The following is a 14,220-nucleotide window of genomic DNA, read 5'->3' as shown; positions in this document are numbered from 1 at the left end:
CCCCCCCCCCCCCCCCCCCCCCCCCCCCCCCCCCCCCCCCCCCCCCCCCCCCCCCCCCCCCCCCCCCCCCCCCCCCCCCCCCCCCCCCCCCCCCGCCGCTGGGGGTGGACCTCGTCGTGCGTGACCGTCACCTCGCGGTCGACCAGGAAGCGGTCGTCCGCCCGCCGCGGGCTGCGAGCGGGGGCTTCAGAGGGTGAAGACGATCTTCCCGTTGGTGCGGCCCTCCAGCATCCGCGCGAAGCCCTCCCGGGCCTCCGCCAGCGGCAGCTCCACGTCGATCTGCGGGCGGATGCCGGTGACGGCGCACATCTGGATCAGCGCCTCGAGCTCGGACTTCGTCCCCATCGTGGAGCCGATGACCGAGAGCTGGGTGAAGAAGACCCGGTTGAGCTCGGCGCCGGGGTTGAAGCCCGTGGTCGCGCCCGAGGTGACCAGGACGCCGCCGGGCTTCAGCGACTTGATGCTGTGGCTCCAGGTGGCCTCGCCGACGGTCTCCATGACGCCGTCGACCCGCTCGGGCAGCCGGGCGCCGCTCTCGAACGCCTGCTCGGCGCCCAGCGCCAGGGCTGCGGCCCGCTTCTCCTCGCTGCGGCCCGTCACCCACATGCGGTAGCCGGCGGCGCGGCCGAGCACGATGAGCGCCGTCGCCACGCCGCCGCTGGCGCCCTGCACGAGCACCGTCTGCCCCGGCCGGAGCCCGGACTTCACGAACAGCATCCGGTAGGCGGTCAGCCACGCGGTGGGCAGGCAGGCGGCCTCGGCGAAGGAGAGCTCGGCCGGCTTCGGGAGGAGGTTGCGCCGGGGGACGGCGACCCGCTCGGCCATCGACCCCTGGTGCACCTCCGACAGCAGCGACCGCTTCGGGTCCAGCGTCTCGTCGCCCATCCAGTCGGGGGTGGAGATGACGCCGTGGACGACGACCTCGTTGCCCTCCTCGTCGATGCCGGCGGCGTCGGTGCCGAGGATCATCGGCATCCGCTCGGCGGGCAGGCCGATGCCCTGCAGGCTGAACAGGTCGTGGTGGTTCAACGACACCGCCTTGACCTGGATCGTCGTCCAGCCCTCGGGCACCTCGGGCTCGGGGCGCTCCCCGATCTCCAGCACGGAGAGCGGGTCCTTCGGGGCGGGCGTGGAGACGAAGGCAGCGAGCATGACCGCGAACCTAGCCGAGCACGTCTGCCGGTGTCCTCCGGGCCGGGTCCTCCGCGGTCAGCGGAGACGGCCGGGAGGGATCACAGTCGATTCGCGGGCCAGGTGACCGGAGTTGGCCTCCAGGTCGGCCGACAGGCCACCGGACACCGACACCGCCGCAGCGACCTCGGCCTCCCGGACGACATAGCGGCCGACGGCGCCGTCGAACAGCGGCTGCGCATCCGGGACACCCACACCGGTCCAGGTCACGTCGACGGTCAGCGTGCCCTGCAGCGTGGCGGGCACCAGCCCCTGACCACCGCCCGTCGCCTCCGAGCAGGTGTAGCCGACCGTCCCCGCGACGCGGGCCGACTCCAGGCGGACGACGTCGGCGGCCGCCGGCTGCCCGTCCACGGTGCATTCCCACTCCTCGAGGAAGAGGTCCGCGGTGACCGTGGTCCCGGCGGCCGAGCCCTCCCCGACGGTCAGGTCGACCAGGAGGCCGCGGGCCGGGTCCACGAAGACAGCGTTGGCCCGCCAGGTGGGGTCGCCCACCCCGCCACCCGGACCGGCGGCGCCGGCCGCTCCTCCTCCGCCCCACACCGCTGCGGCCGCCAGTCCCGCCGCGAGCGCTGCCCGTGCCGCCGTCCGCACCACCACGTCGTCCTTCCCGCCGGTCCGCCCGCCGGGCGCACTCGCGCCCGACCTGGCGGGACCGTGGCACGACACCGGGGGCCGGGCGAGCAGATCTCGCGCGGTGCCGTGTCCCTGCTCGGCGTGCCGCCGGGGACACGCCGCCGCGGGCCCTTCAGCGGATGACGACGACGTGCTCCCCCCGGGGCACGAACTCGCCGATCACCGGGGAACCGACGATCTCCCCGCCCAGCAGCAGCCCGCCCGAGGTCTGCGCGTCGGCCAGCAGGAGCGCCTCGTCCTCGGAGACCGCGGAGAGGTCGGCGTGCGGGCGCACCCAGTCGAGGTTGCGGCGCGTGCCCCCGGAGACGAAGCCGGCGGCCAGCGCCTCCCGGGCGCCGGTGAGGTACGGGACAGCCGCGGCGTCGACGACGGCGGTGACCCCGCTGGCCCGCGCCATCTTGTAGAGGTGGCCGAGCAGCCCGAAGCCGGTCACGTCGGTGCCCGCGCGGATGCCGGCCGCGACGGCGGCCCGCCCGGCCTCGCGGTTGAGGGCCGTCATCGAGGCGACCGCCTCCTCCGACACCTCGCCGGTGGCCTTCATGCGGCTGTTGAGCACCCCCACCCCCAGCGGCTTGGTGAGGGTGAGCGGCGTGCCGGCGACCGCACCGGCGTTCGTGATGAGCCGGTCGACGTCGACCACGCCGGTGACCGACATGCCGTACTTGGGCTCGGGATCGTCGATGGAGTGCCCGCCGCCGACGTGGCAGCCGGCCTCCTGCGCCACCTCGAGGCCGCCGCGCAGCACCTCGGCGGCGAGCTCCGCGGGGAGCACGTCACGCGGCCACCCGAGCAGGTTGACGGCGACGACCGGGGTGCCACCCATGGCGTAGACGTCGGAGAGCGCGTTCGCCGCGGCGATCCGGCCGAAGGTGTACGCGTCGTCGACGACGGGGGTGAAGAAGTCGGTGGTGAGCACCAGCCCCTGCCCGCCGGCGATGCGGACCACCGCCGCGTCGTCGCCGTCATCGAGGCCCACGATCAGCTCGGCCGCCGGGTCGACCGGCCCCTGCGCGGTCAGCCCGGCGACGACCGCCTCGAGCTCGCCGGGCGGGATCTTGCAGGCACACCCCCCGCCGTGGGCGTACTGGGTGAGCCGGATGCGCGCGGGTGCGGTGGTCACGCGCCCGAATCTAGGCCCGGCCGCCGGGGAGCACCCGGAGCCGGGGTGGCGCGGCCGGCGGCGGGGTGCGCGGCAGCCTGTGCCCGGCCGGGTGGGCGAGCCCGCGCTCCACGCGCCGCCGCACCTCGGCGCCCCGCGCGACGTCGGCCGCCAGCCAGCGGCTGCTCGCCAGCAGCCGTGCGCGCTGCGCGGGATCGGGCTCCAGCGCCGTGAGCACCTTCTCCAGCGCCGTCTGCCCGGCTTCGGCGTAGGGGCCCTCGGGCCGGGCGGCGAGCGCGGCGGCGACGGCGGCGGCCTCCTCGGGCGTGAGGGTGACCGGCGGCAGCGTGGCGGGCGTGCGGGGCTCGGTGCGGTTCACGCCGCGGATGCTGGCACGGACCTCCGACAGTTCCACCACGTAGGCTGCCCGGCGGAGGCGTCAGGGTGTCTGGTGGCCCCCGCGGCCTCTAAAGCCGACGTGGCCGAGCATCTCGGCCAGGCGGGTTCGATTCCCGTCCGCCTCCGCCAGCTCCCGCCCCGCACCTACGCTGCGGGGCGATGACGACCGACCCGCGCCGCCAGGTGCCCCGCACCGACATGCTGCTCGCCGACCCGCGCCTCGCCGGCGCCGGCGAGCGGCTGGGGCGGGTCCTGGTGAAGAGCGCCGTGCAGCGCGTCCAGCAGCGGATCCGGGCCGGCGAGGTCGCGCCCGGTGCCGCCGTCGACGCCGTCCTGGCCGAACTCCCGCCCACGGCCGGCAGCCTGCGCCCGGTGCTCAACGCCACCGGCGTGGTCGTGCACACCAACCTCGGCCGCGCGCCCCTGTCGGAGGCGGCGGTCGACGCGGTCGTCGCCGCGAGCGGCACCACCGACGTCGAGCTCGACCTGCGCACCGGCCGCCGCGGCCCGCGGGGGGAGGCGGCCCTCGCCGCGCTGCTGGAGGCGGTCCCGGCCGCCGAGGCGGCGCTGGTGGTCAACAACTGCGCCGCCGCGCTGGCGCTGGTCGCCACGGCGCTCGGCCAGGGCCGGGAGCTGGTGCTGGCCCGCGGCGAGCTGGTCGAGATCGGCGACGGGTTCCGCATCCCCGACCTGCTGGAGAGCACGGGGGCCCGCCTGCGCGAGGTGGGCACCACCAACCGCGTCGCCCTGGCCGACTACCGCGGGGCGCTCGGCCCGGACACCGGCGCGGTGCTCAAGGTGCACCCGTCGAACTTCGTCGTGCGCGGCTTCGCCCGGTCGGTGCAGGTCGGGGAGCTGGGGGCGGCGCTGCAGGGCACCGGGGTGCCGCTCGTCGCGGACGTCGGCTCAGGCCTCCTGCTGCCCCATCCGGCGCTGCCCGACGAGCCCGACCTGCAGACGACGCTCGCCGCCGGTGCCGACCTCGCGCTCGCCAGCGGTGACAAGCTGCTCGGCGGCCCCCAGGCCGGGCTGGTGCTCGGCCGCGCGGAGCTCGTGCAGCGCCTCCGCCGCCACCCCCTCTACCGGGCGCTCCGCGTGGACAAGACGACGCTGGCCGCCCTCGAGGCGACGCTGCGCGGCCCGCTGCCGCCGGTGCGGCAGATGCTCGCCGCCGACGTCGACGGGCTCCGGGAGCGGGCGCGCGCGCTGGCGGCCCGCCTGGAGGCCGGCGGCGTGGAGGCTGTCGCCGTGGATGCCGACTCGCGGGTCGGCGGGGGAGGGGCGCCCGAGCACCCGCTGCCCGGCGCCGCCGTGGCGCTGGCCGAGCGCTTCGCCGAGCCGCTGCGGCTGGGGGCGACCCCGGTCGTCGGCTACGTCGAGGACGGTCGCACCCTGCTCAACCTGCGCAGCGTCCCGCCGTCGGCCGACGACGCCCTCACCGGCGCCGTGCTGGAGGTGGCCCGCCGGTGGACGTGATCGCGACGGCCGGCCACGTCGACCACGGCAAGTCGGCGCTGGTCCGGGCGCTCACCGGCATGGAGCCCGACCGCTGGGCCGAGGAGCGCCGCCGCGGGCTGACCATCGACCTGGGCTTCGCCTGGACCACGCTGCCCTCGGGCCGCCGGCTCGCGGTCGTCGACGTCCCCGGCCACGAGCGGTTCGTCGGCAACATGCTCGCCGGCGTCGGCTCGGTGCCGGCCGCGCTCGTCGTCGTGGCCGCCGACGACGGCTGGTCGGCGCAGACCGCCGAGCACGTCGCCGTCCTCGACGCGCTCGGGGTGCGGCACGCCCTGCTCGCCGTCACCAAGGCCGACCTCGCCGATCCGGCGCCCGTCCTCGCCGACGTGCGCGAACGGCTCGCCGGGACGTCGATGGGCGAGGTGCCCGGCGTGGCGGTCAGCTCGGTCACCGGTCGGGGGCTCCCGGAGCTGACGACGGCGCTGGAGGCACTGCTCGCCGGCCTCCCCGCCCCGGACCCCGGCGCGCCGGTCCGTCTCTGGATCGACCGCGCCTTCACCATCAAGGGCGCCGGCACCGTGGTCACCGGCACGCTCGCCGCCGGCACCGTCGCGTCCGGCGACCGGCTCCTCCTGGGTGATCGCGAGGTGGCCGTCCGCGGGGTGCAGTCCCTGGGCGAGCCGGTCGAGCGCGCCGCGGCCACCGCCCGGGTGGCGCTCAACCTCCGCGGGGTCGCCGTCGAGGACCTCTCGCGCGGCGACGCGCTGCTCACGCCCGGGGCCTTCCGGCTCACCGACGTCGTCGACGCGACCCTGGACACCGCCCCCGACGAGCGGCTGCCGGCCGAGCCGGTGGTGCACGTCGGCTCGGCGACGGTCGGCGCGCGGCTCCGCCCGCTGGACGGCGCCGCCGTGCGGCTGCGCCTGGCCTCGCCCCTGCCGCTGCGGGTCGGCGACCGGCTGCTCCTGCGCGACCCCGGCGCCCGGCGGGTGCTGGGCGCGGAGGTGCGGGACGTCGACCCGCCGGAGCTCCGCCGCCGGGGCGCCGCGCGCCAGCGGGCCGCCGAGCTCGTCGCCCAGCCCGACGGGGCGGACGGCGCCTCCGCCGACCTGGCCCGCCGCCGGATCGTCCGCGCCGCCGACTTCGCCGCGATGGGCTGGCCGGTGCCGGCCGGCGCCACGCGGTACGGACCCTGGCTGCTGGCCGCCGGGCTCGCCGACGAGCTCGCCGCGCGGCTGCCCGAGGTCGTCGCGCGCTACCGGCGCCTGCGGCCGCTCGAGCCCGGGCCGCCGTCGGAGGTGGTGCGCCGGGCGCTGGAGCTGCCCGACGCCGAGCTGGTCCCCGCGCTGGTGCGCGAGCCGCTGGTGCTGCGCGAAGGGCGGGTCGTCGACAGCGCGGCGGAGCTGCCCCCCGAGGTGCAGCGGGCGGTCGACGCCGTCCGGGCCCGGCTGGCCGCCGATCCCTTCGCCGCCCCCGAGGCCCCCGACCTGGTGGCCGCCGGGCTGGGCAGCCGCGAGCTCGCCGCCGCCGTGCGGAGCGGGCAGCTCGTACGCGTCGGGGAGGGGGTCTACCTGGCGCCCGGCGTCGAGGCGGTGGCCCGGGAGCGGCTCGCTGCGGTGCCGCAGCCGTTCAGCCTCAGCCAGGCCCGGCAGGCCTGGGGCACCAGCCGCCGGGTCGCCGTCCCGCTCATGGAGTGGCTGGACACCCGGCAGGTCACCGTGCGGCTGCCCGACAACACCCGCCGCCTCCGGTAGCGACCCCGTGGCCGCGCCGCCGGCTCAGCGGTAGGGGTCGGTCACCTCGCGCAGCGCCGTGAGCGCCTCGCGCAGCTGCCGCCACCGGCGTTCTCCCAGGTGCGCGCGCCACTCGGACTCCGCCTCCGCGACGACGGATCCGGCGACCGCCTGCGCCTCCGTGCCGCGCTCGGCGAGGCGGACCAGCCGGGCGCGGGCGTCGGAAGGGTCGGGCGTCCGGCGGACGTAGCCGGTCCGCTCCAGCTGGTCGACCAGGTGCCCGGCCGTCTGCTTGGTCACCTGCGCCGCCTCCGCCAGCTGGGTGAGCCGGGTGCCGGAGGGTCCGATCCGCTGCATGACCCGCGCCTGCGCGAGGGTGAAGTCGTCGAACCCGGCCCGTGCCAGCGCCTCGAGGACCCGGTTCTCCAGCGCGCGGTAGGGGATGAAGAGCAGCACCCCGAGCGCGAGCTCGTCCTCGGGCGGAACCGGTCCGGCGGCCATCGGCACCCTCCTTGACGGAAGTCAGATGATCGAACTATCTTGGTTCGAGGATCTTACTAGGACGTGGGAGCGCGCCATGCGACCGCAACCGATCCGGACCATGGACGTCGACGCCGTCTGGGCGGCGACCGACCGCCAGCGACTCGACCTCGCCGACCTGCTGGGGGGCCTGGCCGACGCGGAGTGGGAGCACCCGTCGCTCTGCGCGGGCTGGCGGGTGCGCGACGTCGCCGCCCACCTCGCACTCGCCCAGACAGGGCCGGTCCGGGCGACCGTCGACCTCGTCCGCGCCGGCGGGAACCTGCAGCGGATGATCCACGACACCGCCGTCCGCGAGGCCGCGCTGCCGCGGGAGCAGCTGGTCGCCCGGATCCGGGGCATGGCCGGCTCGCGGCGGAAGGCCCCCGGGATCAGCCACGTCGAGCCACTGCTCGACGTCCTCGTGCACGGGCAGGACATCGCCCTGCCGCTGGGGTACCACCGGCCCGTGCCCGTCGACGCCGCCGTGACCGCGGCGACCCGGGTCTGGGACCTGCCGTGGCCGACGTCCACCACCTTCCACGCCCGACGACGGCTGTCCGGCCGGCGGCTGGTGGCGACCGACGCGGACTGGGCGGTGGGACAGGGGCAGGTGGTCGAGGGGCCGATCGAGGCGCTGCTGCTCCTGCTGACCGGACGCACGGCCGCGGTCCGGGACCGGCTGGCCGGTCCGGGGCTCGTCGGGCTCCGGTAGGACCCCGCGGGCCGTGCCGCTCTGCCCACCCGGGGTGGGCAGAGGGCTAGGGACCCGGGGTCGGGTCGTCCGCGGCGGGCACCCAGCGGGCGGGACGCTTCTCGCGGAACGCGGCGATCCCCTCCTGGCCCTCCTCGCCGGCGAAGAACCGCGCCGAGAGGTCGAGCAGGGGCTCGAAGGAGAGCTCCGGCTGGCGCGACCGCAGCAGCCGCTTGGTCTCGGCCAGGGCGGCGGGTGCGCCCGCCGCCAGGGCGGTGAGCTGCCCCGAGAGCACGGCGTCCACCTCGCCGTCGCCCGCGACCAGGTCGACCAGCCCGCCGGCGGCGGCCGTCGCGGCGTCGAAGACCTCGCCGCTGAGCATCAGCCGGTGGGCGACGTGGGTGGTCATCCGGGGGAGGACGACGGCCGAGATGACCGCCGGCACCAGGCCCAGGCGCACCTCGGAGAACGCGAAGGTGGCCGACAACGCCGCGACGACGACGTCGCAGGCGGCCAGCAGGCCGACCCCGCCGGCGCGCGCCGGTCCGCGCACCACCGCCACGACCGGCTTCGGCGAGGACCACAGCAGCTGCAGCAACTCCGGGAACTCGCGCACCCCCTGGTCCTCCGACGAGCCGCCGGCCGCCTCGGAGAGGTCCATCCCCGAGCAGAACACCCGGCCGGAGTGGTCGAGCACGACCACCCGCACCGCGTCGTCGGCCAGGGCGTCGGTCAGCGCCTCGCGCAGCTGTGCGCGCATGGCTCGCGACAGCGCGTTGCGGTTGGCCGGGGAGTCCAGCGTCAGGGTGGCGACGCCGCGCGAGAGGGACACCTGGAGCACTCGGTCGGAGGTCACGTCCGGCATCCTGCCGCCCCCGCGGGCCGGCGCGGCACACTGGGAGCAGATGAACACCGTCCTGCCGTTGCTGAACGACGCCGCCCCGCCGCCGGGCGCACCCGGCCCCGACCGGCTCCCCGGCAGCGCCCTCGAGGGGCTGACCTCCACCCCGTTCGGCCTCTACGTGCACGTGCCGTTCTGCGCCACCCGCTGCGGTTACTGCGACTTCAACACCTACACCTCCGAGGAACTGGGCCCCGGCGCGAACCGGAGCGAGTACGCCGGCACCGCGATCGCCGAGCTGCGCCGCGCCGTCGACAGCCTCGGCCCCGACCTGCCCTCGGTCTCGACCGTGTTCGTCGGCGGCGGCACCCCCACCCTGTTGCCCGCCGACGACCTGGTGGCGGTGCTGGCCGCGGTCCGCGAGCTGTTCCCCGTCACCGACGACGTCGAGGTCACCACCGAGGCCAACCCGGAGACGGTGTCGCCCGCGTCGCTGACCCGGCTGCGGGAGGGCGGCTTCACCCGGGTCAGCCTGGGCATGCAGTCGGCCGCGCCGCACGTGCTCGCCGCGCTCGACCGGCGGCACACGCCCGGCCGCGCCGTCGAGGCGGCGCACGAGGCACGGGCCGCGGGGTTCGAGCACGTCAACCTCGACCTCATCTACGGCACGCCGGGGGAGACCGACGCGGACTGGGCGGCCTCCCTCGAGGCCGTGCTCGCCTCGCCGGTCGACCACGTCAGCGCCTACGCCCTCATCGTCGAGGAGGGGACGAAGCTCGCCCGCCGGGTCCGGCGCGGGGAGCTGCCCATGCCCGACGACGACGTGCTCGCCGACCGCTACGAACAGGCCGACGCGACCCTGCGCGGGGCCGGCTTCGAGTGGTACGAGGTGTCGAACTGGGCGACCTCCGCGGCGGCCCGCTGCCGGCACAACGAGCTGTACTGGGCCAACGCCAACTGGTGGGGTGTCGGCCCGGGCGCGCACAGCCACGTCGGCGGCGTGCGCTGGTGGAACGTCAAGCACCCCGCCGCCTACGCCGAGCGCCTGGCCCGCGGGGAGAGCCCGGCGCAGGACGCCGAGGTGCTCGACGACGCCGACCGGGCGCTGGAGGCGGTGATGCTGGGCCTGCGGCTGCGCGACGGTCTGCCGCTGACCGCGCTCACCGCCACCGGTCGGGCCCGTGCCGCCGCGGCCGTCGCGGGCGGGCTGCTGGAGCCCGGCGCCCACGCCGCGGGCCGCGCCGTCCTCACCGACCGGGGTCGCCTGCTCGCCGACGCGGTGGTCCGCGACCTCACCGATTGAGGACCCCGTCCTCCTCGTCCCTCGCAAGCTCGGGACGAGCCTCGGGACGGCGCCGGGCCAGCTTCACTCGAAAGAGCGGGGTTGCCGGGCGCGGCAGCGGTTATGGTGCCCGTTCCGGCAACGAGGCCGGGGTGCACGGAGGGGGTCGTCGGTGATCGCACCAGCAGCGCGCCCGTCCGCCACCCCGCCGTTCGCCCTGTCCGGCGGCGCACGCCTCGCGCTCGCCATGAACCGCCGCGCCCGCGGCCTCCGCGGCCTCGACGTGCTCCGCCGCAGCCAGGACCGGGCCCCGCCGCGTCGCTCCTGACCCCGCCGGGGTCCCACGCCCGTCCGACGCGCCACCGACCGGTGACCGCGTCATCCCGCGTTCGCCCGAAGGAGATCCGCATGTCCGCCAGCCTCGACAGCTCGACCGCCGCCTCGGCCGACCGCTTCCGCCGCCTGCTGGAGGAGCAGCGCGCCGACGCCGTGCGGCAGCGCGAGGAGGCGCTCGCCGAGTGCGCCACCTCCGTGCCCGACCCCGTCGCCCAGCGCCGCAGCGCCGACCTGCAGCGCACCATCGCGGAGATCGACGCCGCCCTCGCCCGCATCGACGACGGCAGCTACGGCCGCTGCACCGGCTGCGGCACCGCCATCCCGGAGGAGCGGCTGGAGCTCCGCCCGTTCGCCCGCACCTGCGTCGCCTGCACCCCGCCGGCCTGAGCGCCGTCGCCGGCCGCACCTGACGGATGTCAGGTGCGGCCGGCGACGTCCGGCACTACCCGCGCCCCCGGCTGCCGGGGCACGCTCGCCGCATGCCTTCCGCACCCGCTCTCGAGATCCGCGGGCTGACCGTCCGCTACGGCGACGCGGTCGCCGTGGAGGACCTCGACCTCACCATCCCGCGCGGCCAGACCGTCGCCCTGCTCGGCCCGAACGGCGCCGGCAAGTCGACGACGGTGAACGCCGTCCTCGGGCTGATCACCCCGGCCGCGGGGGAGCTGCGCGTGCTCGGCCGAGACCCGCGCGCCGCGGTCCGCGCCGGCAGCGTCGGCGCGATGCTGCAGCACGGCGGCCTGCCCAGCGAGGCGCGGGTCGGCGAGGTGCTCCACCTGGTGCGACGGAGCTTCCCGACCGCCTGGCCGCTGGAGGACCTGGTGGTCACCGCCGGCATCGACGGCCTGCTGGACCGGCCCGTGGAGGCGCTCTCCGGCGGTCAACGCCAGCGCGTGCTGCTGGCCCTCGCCCTCGCCGGCGCCCCACCGCTGCTCCTCCTGGACGAGCCGACCTCGGCCATGGACGTCGAGGCCCGCCGCGCCTTCTGGACGACGATGCGCGGCCTGGCCGGGCGCGGCCACACCGTCGTCTTCGCCACCCACCACCTGGACGAGGCCGACGCGGTCGCCGACCGGGTGGTCGTGGTGGCCGGGGGACGGGTGATCGCCGACGGGACCGCCGCCGAGATCAAGACCGGCGTCGGCGGGCGCACCGTCTCCTTCACCGCCGCGCCCGGCCGCCGGTTCGACGCGGTTCCGGGGATCACCGCGGTGACGTGGCAGGGCAGCACCGTCCGGCTGGCCACCACCGACGCCGACGCCACCCTGCGCGCCCTGCTCGCCGACGGCGGCCTGCCCGACCTCGAGGTCCGCGGCGCCTCCCTCGAGGACGCCGTCCTCTCCCTCCTCCCCGCCCGCCCGTCCAGCCCGATCGGAGCCACCCGGTGAGCCCGCTGTTCGCCTTCCAGCTGCGCCGCGTGGCGCGCAACAAGCAGTTCGTCTTCTTCACCGTGCTGCTGCCGGCGCTCTTCACGATCTTCCTCACGGAGATCATCGGCGGGCAGATGCCGGGCGTGGCCGAGCGTCAGGAGGTCTCGGCGTCGATCATGGTCTCGATGATGGCGTACGGGGCCATCGGCGCCTCCCTGGGCGCGACCATCCGCATCTCCTTCGACCGCGCCTCGGGCTGGCTGCGCCAGCTCCGGGTCACTCCCGTGCCGCAGACGCAGGTCTTCGCCGTCGACGTCGTCGTCGGTGTGCTGCTGGCCCTGCCGAGCCTGCTGGTCGTCGCGCTGGTCGGCCGCTTCGTCAACGGGGTGCAGTTGCCGGCCGGCACCTGGCTGGCGCTGCTGGCGGTCCTGTGGGCCGGGTCGGCGGCGTTCGTCGCCCTGGGGCTGCTGGTCGGGCTCTCGCTGGACGAGAAGGCCGCGGGCGGAGCGATCGGCATCCTGGGCGTGGTGCTCGCGGCGCTCGGCGGGCTGTGGTGGCCGGTGGCGATGCTGCCCGAGGCGATGCGGGGCCTGGCCTACACGCTGCCGTCGTACTGGTACGCGGAGCTGGGGCGCGGCGTGGTCGCGGGGGCGTGGCCGGCGGCGGGCGCGGTGCTGGCCATGGCCGGCTTCACGGCCGCCTTCGGGCTCATCGCGGTCACCGTCGCCCGCAAGCGGCCGCTGCACGCGGTCGCGGGCTGAGCCCGGTTACCGTGCGGCCCGTGGACCCCCGGAACCGCTGGCAGCGCCTGGGCTGGGCCGTGCCCTGGCTGCTGTTCCAGGTCTTCCCGATCGCCGACCTGGTCACCACGCCCCGCCCGCTGCTCGCGCAGGTGGTGGCGGGTGCGGCCCTCGTCGCCTTCACCGTCGTCTACCTCGGCATCTTCGGGCGGGTCTTCGGGAGCAGCAACGACTGGCCCCGCGTGCAGATCGCGGTGGTCGCCGTCCTCGGGGTCGGGCTCGCCGTCTGGCTGGGCCCGGCGTGGGCCGGGCTGATGATCTACGTCTCGGCCGCGGTCTCGGTGGCGCTGCCCGAGCGGTGGGTCTGGCCGGCGGTCGTGGGCGCGGCCGCGGTCTGCGCCGCCGTGCTGGCCGCGCACGGCGTCCTCGGCGACGTCTTCGTCCTGCCGGTGATCTGCCTGCTCACCGCGTTCGCGCTGCGGGGCATGCGGCAGCTGATGTCGGTCAACGCCGAGCTCGTCGAGGCGCGGGAGGAGCTGGCCCGCAACGCCGTCACCGAGGAGCGGCTGCGCTTCGCCCGCGACCTGCACGACCTGCTCGGGCACAGCCTGTCGCTGATCGCGCTCAAGAGCGAGCTGGCCGGCCGGCTGGCCGAGCGGGACCCGGTGCGCGCCCGGCAGGAGATGGCCGACGTCGAGGCGGCCGCCCGCCGGGCCCTCGCCGAGGTGCGCGACGCGGTGAGCGGCTACCGCCAGGTGAGCCTCGCGCAGGCGCTCGCCGAGGCGCGGTCGGCGCTGTCGGCGGCCGGCATCGCGCTGCGGGCGCCGGCGCCGGGGCCGCCGCTGCCCGGACCGGTCGACGCGGTGCTCGGCTGGGTGGTGCGCGAGGCCACCACCAACGTGCTCCGGCACAGCGGCGCGCGGTCGGTCACGGTGACCCTCCGGACCCGGGACGAGGACGTCGAGCTGACCGTCGCCGACGACGGCCGCGGCGGCGACGCCCCGGCCGGGGCCGGGCTGTGCGGCCTCGCCGAGCGCGTCGCCGCGGTCGGCGGCCGGCTGGAGCACGGACCGGGGGAGGGGTCGGGCTTCCGGCTCAGCGCGTCGGTCCCGCTGAGCAGCCCGGTCGCGGCCTCCCCGGTGGCGGCGTCGTGATCCGGGTGCTCATCGCCGAGGACCAGACGATGGTCCGCGGGGCGCTGCGGGCGTTGCTCGAGCTGGAGGAGGACATCGAGGTGGTGGCCGAGGTGGGCCGGGGCGACGCCGTCGCCGCGGCCGCCGTCGAGCACCGTCCCGACGTCGCCCTGCTCGACATCGAGATGCCCGGCGCCGACGGGCTGGCCGCCGCACGGGAGCTGGCCACGGCGTTGCCGGCGTGCCGCGCGGTCATCCTCACGACGTTCGGGCGGCCGGGGTTCCTGCGCCGCGCGATGGAGGTCGGCGCCGCCGGGTTCCTGGTGAAGGACGCGCCCGTCAGCGAGCTGGCCCAGGGGATCCGGGCGGTGATGGCCGGCGAGCGGGTCATCGACCGCGATCTGGCCGCCGCCGCCCTCGCCATCGGGGCGACGCCGCTGTCCACGCGGGAGGCCGACGTGCTGCGCGCCGCCGCCGACGGCGCGACCGTCGCCGACATCGCCGGCCGGCTGTTCCTCTCCGAGGGGACGGTGCGCAACTACCTGTCCTCGGCGATCGGCAAGACCGGCGCCCGCACCCGGGTCGAGGCAGCCCGGGTCGCGGAGGAGAAGGGCTGGCTGTAGGAGAACTGCCTCGCCCCGACGACTGACGGCCGAGCGCCCGTACGTCGTCCCGGGTCGAGCCGGGGGCGGCCGGGGGGGGGGGGGGGGGGGGGGGGGGGGGGGGGGGGGGGGGGGGGGGGGGGCGGGGGGGGGGGGGGGGGGGGGGGGGGGGGGGGGGGGGGGGGGG

16 protein-coding genes and 1 tRNA gene are annotated in these 14,220 nt (G+C 77.0%); 11 read left to right on the top strand and 6 right to left on the bottom strand.

Annotation, left to right across the window (positions count from 1 at the left end; all coding sequences use genetic code 11):
• Positions 1 to 186 precede the first annotated feature (186 nt).
• The 4 genes from ACI792_RS20645 to ACI792_RS20630 form a co-directional block, all read right to left on the bottom strand.
• Positions 187 to 1,152 (bottom strand): zinc-binding dehydrogenase, encoded by a 966-nt coding sequence (locus ACI792_RS20645; RefSeq protein ID WP_456581663.1) that lies wholly within the window; start codon positions 1,150 to 1,152, stop codon positions 187 to 189.
• A 57-nt stretch (positions 1,153 to 1,209) separates the two neighbouring features.
• A complete protein-coding gene (locus ACI792_RS20640) occupies positions 1,210 to 1,686 on the bottom strand; it encodes a hypothetical protein (protein WP_456604236.1) in 477 nt (158 codons plus the stop codon).
• 253 nt (positions 1,687 to 1,939) lie between these two features.
• A complete protein-coding gene (gene selD / locus ACI792_RS20635) occupies positions 1,940 to 2,947 on the bottom strand; it encodes a selenide, water dikinase SelD (protein ID WP_456604235.1) in 1,008 nt (335 codons plus the stop codon).
• Positions 2,948 to 2,957: 10 nt separating this feature from the next.
• Entirely contained in the window at positions 2,958 to 3,305 is a 348-nt protein-coding gene (locus ACI792_RS20630; protein ID WP_456604234.1) for a hypothetical protein, read from the bottom strand.
• A gap of 53 nt (positions 3,306 to 3,358) precedes the next feature.
• On the opposite strand from ACI792_RS20630, the gene ACI792_RS20625 reads away from it, so the two are divergent.
• From ACI792_RS20625 to selB, 3 genes are all read left to right on the top strand, one after another.
• Positions 3,359 to 3,454 (top strand) — tRNA-OTHER (locus tag ACI792_RS20625).
• 30 nt (positions 3,455 to 3,484) lie between these two features.
• The gene (gene selA, locus ACI792_RS20620) at positions 3,485 to 4,801 is read left to right on the top strand and encodes an L-seryl-tRNA(Sec) selenium transferase (protein ID WP_456604233.1); all 1,317 of its coding nucleotides are present in this window, start codon (positions 3,485 to 3,487) and stop codon (positions 4,799 to 4,801) included.
• Positions 4,792 to 6,537, top strand: coding sequence for a selenocysteine-specific translation elongation factor (gene selB, locus ACI792_RS20615; RefSeq protein WP_456604232.1), 1,746 nt, complete (start codon positions 4,792 to 4,794; stop codon positions 6,535 to 6,537). The genes selA and selB overlap by 10 nt, the downstream gene beginning before the upstream one ends.
• Before the next feature lie 24 nt (positions 6,538 to 6,561).
• Here selB and ACI792_RS20610 read toward each other — a convergent pair whose 3' ends face one another.
• The gene (locus tag ACI792_RS20610) at positions 6,562 to 7,017 is read right to left on the bottom strand and encodes a MarR family winged helix-turn-helix transcriptional regulator (protein WP_456581658.1); all 456 of its coding nucleotides are present in this window, start codon (positions 7,015 to 7,017) and stop codon (positions 6,562 to 6,564) included.
• A 25-nt stretch (positions 7,018 to 7,042) separates the two neighbouring features.
• Here ACI792_RS20610 and ACI792_RS20605 point away from each other — a divergent pair, with 25 nt between their 5' ends.
• Complete coding sequence (locus ACI792_RS20605; RefSeq protein ID WP_456604231.1) at positions 7,043 to 7,750, top strand: maleylpyruvate isomerase family mycothiol-dependent enzyme; 708 nt, start codon at positions 7,043 to 7,045, stop codon at positions 7,748 to 7,750.
• Between the two features lie 46 nt (positions 7,751 to 7,796).
• Here the strand turns inward: ACI792_RS20605 and ACI792_RS20600 are convergent, their stop codons facing one another.
• Positions 7,797 to 8,585, bottom strand: coding sequence for an enoyl-CoA hydratase-related protein (locus ACI792_RS20600; RefSeq protein ID WP_456604230.1), 789 nt, complete (start codon positions 8,583 to 8,585; stop codon positions 7,797 to 7,799).
• A gap of 49 nt (positions 8,586 to 8,634) precedes the next feature.
• Here ACI792_RS20600 and hemW point away from each other — a divergent pair, with 49 nt between their 5' ends.
• The 7 genes from hemW (at position 8,635) to ACI792_RS20565 (ending at position 14,054) form a co-directional block, all read left to right on the top strand.
• Entirely contained in the window at positions 8,635 to 9,873 is a 1,239-nt protein-coding gene (gene hemW, locus ACI792_RS20595) for a radical SAM family heme chaperone HemW (protein WP_456604229.1), read from the top strand.
• A 151-nt stretch (positions 9,874 to 10,024) separates the two neighbouring features.
• A complete protein-coding gene (locus ACI792_RS20590) occupies positions 10,025 to 10,180 on the top strand; it encodes a hypothetical protein (RefSeq protein ID WP_456581654.1) in 156 nt (51 codons plus the stop codon).
• Positions 10,181 to 10,260: 80 nt separating this feature from the next.
• On the top strand, positions 10,261 to 10,575 hold the full coding sequence (locus ACI792_RS20585) for a TraR/DksA family transcriptional regulator (RefSeq protein ID WP_456581653.1): 315 nt from the start codon (positions 10,261 to 10,263) through the stop codon (positions 10,573 to 10,575).
• Positions 10,576 to 10,667: 92 nt separating this feature from the next.
• On the top strand, positions 10,668 to 11,576 hold the full coding sequence (locus tag ACI792_RS20580) for an ATP-binding cassette domain-containing protein (protein ID WP_456604228.1): 909 nt from the start codon (positions 10,668 to 10,670) through the stop codon (positions 11,574 to 11,576).
• Positions 11,573 to 12,319, top strand: coding sequence for an ABC transporter permease (locus tag ACI792_RS20575; protein WP_456604227.1), 747 nt, complete (start codon positions 11,573 to 11,575; stop codon positions 12,317 to 12,319). The genes ACI792_RS20580 and ACI792_RS20575 overlap by 4 nt, the downstream gene beginning before the upstream one ends.
• 20 nt (positions 12,320 to 12,339) lie before the next feature.
• Complete coding sequence (locus ACI792_RS20570) at positions 12,340 to 13,452, top strand: sensor histidine kinase (RefSeq protein WP_456604226.1); 1,113 nt, start codon at positions 12,340 to 12,342, stop codon at positions 13,450 to 13,452.
• Entirely contained in the window at positions 13,449 to 14,054 is a 606-nt protein-coding gene (locus ACI792_RS20565) for a response regulator (RefSeq protein ID WP_456581649.1), read from the top strand. The genes ACI792_RS20570 and ACI792_RS20565 overlap by 4 nt, the downstream gene beginning before the upstream one ends.
• Positions 14,055 to 14,220 lie beyond the last annotated feature (166 nt).

Source organism: Blastococcus sp. SYSU DS0669 (genome assembly GCF_054050895.1).
The sequence above is the reverse complement of the archived record's forward strand: the minus strand, read 5'-3'. Positions and strand labels throughout refer to the sequence as shown.